Source organism: Desulfonatronospira sp. (genome assembly GCA_003563255.1).
In the GTDB taxonomy this organism is placed as follows: domain Bacteria; phylum Desulfobacterota; class Desulfovibrionia; order Desulfovibrionales; family Desulfonatronovibrionaceae; genus Desulfonatronospira.
In genome coordinates, this window is sequence record PWSL01000301.1 from 1 (window position 1) to 5,427 (window position 5,427).

4 protein-coding genes are annotated in these 5,427 nt (G+C 49.7%); 2 read left to right on the plus strand and 2 right to left on the minus strand.

Features of this window, described 5'->3' with window-relative positions:
* Positions 1 to 135 precede the first annotated feature (135 nt).
* Both QZP87_RS08960 and QZP87_RS08965 read left to right on the plus strand, forming a co-directional pair.
* On the plus strand, positions 136 to 759 hold the full coding sequence (locus tag QZP87_RS08960; RefSeq protein WP_291322579.1) for an HAD family phosphatase: 624 nt from the start codon (positions 136 to 138) through the stop codon (positions 757 to 759).
* Positions 760 to 762: 3 nt separating this feature from the next.
* Positions 763 to 1,461, plus strand: coding sequence for a SprT family zinc-dependent metalloprotease (locus QZP87_RS08965; protein WP_291322580.1), 699 nt, complete (start codon positions 763 to 765; stop codon positions 1,459 to 1,461).
* A gap of 22 nt (positions 1,462 to 1,483) precedes the next feature.
* Here the strand turns inward: QZP87_RS08965 and QZP87_RS08970 are convergent, their stop codons facing one another.
* Entirely contained in the window at positions 1,484 to 2,032 is a 549-nt protein-coding gene (locus QZP87_RS08970) for a hypothetical protein (protein ID WP_291322581.1), read from the minus strand.
* Between the two features lie 253 nt (positions 2,033 to 2,285).
* Positions 2,286 to 5,051, minus strand: coding sequence for a cache domain-containing protein (locus QZP87_RS08975; protein ID WP_291322582.1), 2,766 nt, complete (start codon positions 5,049 to 5,051; stop codon positions 2,286 to 2,288).
* Between the last annotated feature and the right edge of the window lie 376 nt (positions 5,052 to 5,427).

Below are 5,427 nucleotides of genomic sequence, written 5' to 3' on the forward strand. Positions count from 1 at the left end.
ACTGGCTCTCCCCGCACTTATTTTTAAAACCTGTCAATCATCCTTCAGAAAAATAAGTGCGGGGGTGCCTGTCCCCAATTTAGACAGGTTGAAAAGTTTTATAAGTTTCGCTGTAGTGTTAAGAAAAGAGCTTTTATGAATAATTGCAGCATTGAATGGGCTGTTTTCGATTACGGAGGGGTTCTGGCGGAAGAAGGCTTTATGGCCGGGCTGAATGCCATGGCTGACAAGTCCGGTCTGGACCGTGATTTTGTGTTCCAGGCGGCCAGGGAGGTGATCCTGTCCACAGAGTATCTTACCGGCCGTGGAAGTGAAGAAGTTTTCTGGGACAGGTTCAGGGAGGTCACAGGGATACATGGCGGTCCGCAGGAACTAAGGCAAGAGATTTTATCCAGGTTTGTACTTCGCCCGTGGATGCTGCAGCTTTTGGAAAAGCTGAAGGCCATGGGTGTCAGGCGGGCTATCCTGAGTGACCAGGTGAACTGGCTGGACGAACTGGAAGCCAGAGACAATTTTTTCAGGTTTTTTGACAAAGTATTCAACAGCTATCACGTTGGCAAAAGTAAAAACGATCCCACCATTTTTGATGACCTGCTTGTCTGGACTGGAGCTGCAGCCGGCAGGACCGTGTTTGTGGACGATCACCAGCCGCACGTGGACAGGGCGGTTTCCAGGGGGATCAATGGAATTTGCTATACCGGCGGTGAAGACTTCTTGAGGCGTTTTTCCATTATTTGTCCGGGTATTCAAGAGGATTAAACCGTGTATCCTGAGCCGGTTTACAGGATCCAGGTGGAAGAGATAAGTGCGGAAGTGGTCTTTAAAAGGATCAGGCATATGCACATCCGGGTCTACCCGCCTCACGGGGTTGTGCGCATCTCCGCACCCTTGAAGGTCAGAATGGACCGTGTGCGGGCTTTTATGACATCCAGGCTGGACTGGATTCGAAAGCGCAAAAGAAGCATCCAGGAAAGCATCCCCCTGAAGCCATCCAAACCACTCAACGGGGTTCTCTATCCTGTCTGGGGACAAAAATATTCCTTATTGACAGTGGAGCGCGACAGACCCCCTTTTGTAAAACTCAGGCAAAAGAGCATCATCCTGGCTGTTCGTCCGGGTACAGGCCTGGACAAGAAAGAGGCCTTGCTCAATAAATGGTTTCGGGAACAGGTGAAAGACGCTGCCTCGGCTCAGGTGGATAAATGGTCCAGCATTATGCGGGTCAAAGTCAACAAGATATTTGTGCAGGCCATGAAGACCAAGTGGGGCACCTGCAATATGGACAAGGGTAATATCCGCCTCAATACCGACCTGGTTCACCATCCTCCCAGATGCCTGGAATACCTGGTGGTGCACGAACTGGCGCACTTGCTGGAGCCCTGCCACAACAGGCGCTTTTACACCATAATGGACGATTTCTTTCCCCAATGGCGTCTGTACAGGGAGATGCTCAACGGTTGAGCCGGTATGCCTGTATAAAGGGCTAAGCAAAAGACCTTTTGAAAAGCTCTTCCAAAGCCTGTCTGCCGTTGTCCTCCAGGAATCTGGTTCCAGTGCCGGTGAAATGCTGCATGGAAATCACCGGGGCCTGAATCGGCCTCCATTCGCCTTCATCCCAAGTGAACCACTCATTGCGCGTCTGGTCAAAAACAAAAAGAGGCTTGTTGCAGATTTTGGCGTATTCGGCCCCCCATCCGGTACCGCCCTTGACAGTTTTGTCTTCAAGAATCCGGCCCACTACAAATACTTCCGTGCCGCTGGAAACCTGCCAGCAGATGGTCTGCAGGACCTTGCGGAATATCGGAGCTCTGGAATAGTTTCTGTGCATGAGTCTGGAAACGTAGGTAATGCTGACGTCCTTTTTGGCCAGTTCCTCATTGGTAAGATACCTGACCCCCCTGCTTCTTTCGATGGTATGGCCTTCAAAACTGTAATTGACCTCGTCCAGACCGTACTTTTGCGCCAGTTCTCCGAAACATGCCTCTGTACCTTTCGCGCCACCGCTGAACAATATAAATGAGCTTGGATGCATTATGTCCTCCAGGTAATTATGTTGTTTTTTTCGACTGTATCTGCTCAGCGCATTTTTGGGAAAGCAGGGGACAGGCACCCCCGCACTTATTTTTCTGAAAGATGATTGACATGTTTAAAAAAATAAGTGCGGGGAGAGTCAGTCCCCGTGCCATATGCAAAGCGCTGAACAGATACTTATTATAACAGAAAGGCTGCAAAATAATAGTGTCGCGGGGACTGTCCCCAGACCGATTGCAGCATCCCCTGAATGGTTACGATTTTTTGCAGGCGCATCCTGTATGCCTGGAAAGCTCTTTATCCAGGTCCGCAATCTGCACCGGTTTGGCCAGATAGCCGTTCATGCCGGCCTGCAGAAACTTTTCCCTGTCACCGCTCATGACATTGGCTGTCAAGGCTATAATCGGTATGTCCCTGTTGGTACCGATGCTCATGGATTTACGAATTATGCCGGTTGCCTCTACTCCATTCATTATGGGCATTTGTATGTCCATCAGGATACAGTCAAAATCCTGCTTTTCAAGCAACAACAGCACCTCTTGCCCGTCGCCGGCCAGCACGACTTCATGCCCCATTTTTTCCAGAATCTTCATCATGGGAAACTGGTTGGAGACATCGTCCTCAGCCAAAAGGATGCGCAGGCCCTGTTTTTTTTCGTGCAACAGATTAACCTGATGTTCCTCCGGCTGGGAAGCCTTCACAGGAAGCTTGAAGGGCAGGCTCACGTAGACCGTGGTTCCATCTCCTTCAGTGCTTGTTAAGCTGATATTGCCTCCCATGAGCTCCACTAGACGGCGGACAATGGCCAGCCCAAGGCCGGCGCCCTGATATTTCCTGGTATGGGAACCGTCAACCTGGGTAAACGGCTGGAAAAGGTTTCCAAGCTTATCCTCAGGTATGCCTGTCCCAGTGTCGGAGATGGTGAACAGTATTCTAATATCTTCATCTTTTCCGGGGTGTAAAGGAGAAATATTCAGGGTTACCGTCCCCTTATCCGTGTACTTAAGGGCATTGCCCACAAGGTTAAACAATATCTGCAGCAGACGGGCCTCGTCCCCTGTAAGCCTGTCGGGCAGTGCGTCGTCCTGTGTACATATCAGGGATACGCCTTTTTCCATGGCGGTTGCCCTGAACAGATCCGCCAGGGCATCTTGCAGATCTCTCAGGCGGAACTCCTCTTGGATGATTTCCATCTTACCCGCTTCAACTCTGGACAGATCAAGAATATCGGATAAGAGTCTTATCAGACGTTCAGCAGAGGTGAGGCTCAAGTCAACATATTCTTTCTGCTCCTTATCCAGATCAGTGCTCTGCAGGACCTGCAGGGACCCCATGATGCCGTTTACAGGCGTGCGAATCTCATGGCTCATGTTGGCCAGGAATTCGGACTTGGCCTGGCTGGCGGCCTCGGCCTGCTCTTTGGCCAGCAATAATTTTTGTCGGAATGTTTTTTGTTCTGTAATATCACGAACAATTCCGACAGCATGCCACTTGTTATGCAGCGAGACAGAGGACAGTGAAAGCGAGATGGGAATTTCCTTGCCGTCCCTGCCGATGGCGAACAACTCGAGTGTTTTGCCGACGGCATTGCCCTCACCGCTTTTCTGAAATTCCGGGAAGGCATTATTATAGGCTTCCAGGTATCTCTTTGGAGCCAGGAGATTGTGCAGGTTTTTCCCCATAACCTCTTCTGAGGTGTATCCGAAAATTGATTCGGCCATGGGGTTCCAATAGGAGATTTCTCCCTCAGGCCCCATCATGACGATGGCATCCTGAGCTGAGCCTGTAATGGCCAGCAGGCTTGCCTGGCTCTCCTGCAGCGCCTCCTGGGTGCGCTTGCGCTCAGTGATGTCCATTACAAAACCAACTATTTTTTTGCCTGAATCATCAAGGACCACACCTGCTGATTGTCTTGTCCAGCATATAGCGCCGTCTTTTTTGATGATACGGTGTTCATACTCCTGAAAAACACTTTTGTGCTCTTCTGTCATTGAATGGTGTATGCTGATTACATAATCTCTGTCATCAGGGTGCACCAGTTTTATAAAAGCATCGAATGTCCCTGCAAACTCCCCTTCATCCAAACCATAAAGGGCTTCACACTCTTTTGACAGATAAAACGAATCATGATTTATATCATATTCCCATGTACCTGAATGTGCAAAGGTTTGTGCCTGAGCAAGTCTTTGCCTGTATCTCTGGAGTGCATTGATTTTTTCCCTGAGATGTGCAACCATGCTGTTCAGTGCTTCTGCCAGGATGCGAATCTCGTCCTTATTCTTCACCTCCAGGGTTTGGTCTAAATTTCCGCCGGAGCCGATAACTCTGGCAAATGAGATGGTTTTCAACAAAGGCCTGAGGAGGTTCAACACTATAAAAGATACTACAAGTCCTGTTGCCGCCAGAATAGCCATTGTCCAGGCCAGGGAGGTGTTTCTTGCAACCTGGGCGACCTCTTCAACATCGTGTATATACACCCCGGTGCCCACAATCCATTCCCAGGGCTCAAAGCCGGCCACATAAGAAATCTTGGGTTCAATTCTTTCCTCGTCATCGTAATATTGCCAGAGGTATTCCACATGCCCGGTATTCTGTCTCTGCACTACTTCAACCATTTCCACAAAAAGGTTGAGACCCTGGGGATCCTGGAATCCGGAGAGGTCTGCCCCATCCAGATCATGCCTGAAAGGGTGCATGATCATCCGGGGGTGATAATCGTTTACCCAGAAATAATCCTGTCTATGTTCCCCAAAAGTCATGGAGGCGATGGTTGCTCTGGCCCTGCTCTGGGCTTCCTCCCTGGTCAGTGCTCCTGTCTGTTCCTTTTGATGCAGGCTGTCAAGTATTCCCAGGGCTGTATAAACCATCTCCCTGGTTTTATTCTTTTTTCCCTCGTAAATGCTGTCATGGATAGCAGGTACAAGATAAAGCGTTATCAAGAGGAGAAAAAAGATTATGGGAATGATGCCCAGCGCAGCCAACTTGATTTTGATGCTGGAAATATTTAGCCATTTAATCATATCGGCCTCGTTTTTTACTTGTTGCTCTAGCATAGCCCCCTGGAATTATTGTGTCAATCCACGAAGTCTAAGGTTGGCTTTGCCCGAAAACAGGTTGTCAGTTATCAGCGCCTCGCCCGGGCGGCCCGGGACCGAACCGATAAGTAACTGACACCCCTCGTTCCCAGGCTCCAGCCTGGGAACGTCTAAGAGGCCACTTTTTCCGCGCAGGGTCGCGGAAAAAGCCTAGTGACTTACTCATGAAACCTTGTCATAAAAAACAAGAAAATATTGAACCACGCGAAGCGCGTGGCAGGCCAGCCGCCCCGGTTGAATGCCCTTCGGGCTTGCTCTTCGAGCAATTCAACTGGGCAGGCAAAGTACGCAAAGTTTAAGA

Coding starts and splice junctions, on each gene's coding strand:
- QZP87_RS08960 (WP_291322579.1), top strand. CDS start 136: ATGAATAATTGCAGCATTGAATGGGCTGTTTTCGATTACGGAGGGGTT.
- QZP87_RS08970 (WP_291322581.1), bottom strand. CDS start 2,032: ATGCATCCAAGCTCATTTATATTGTTCAGCGGTGGCGCGAAAGGTACA.
- QZP87_RS08975 (WP_291322582.1), bottom strand. CDS start 5,051: ATGATTAAATGGCTAAATATTTCCAGCATCAAAATCAAGTTGGCTGCG.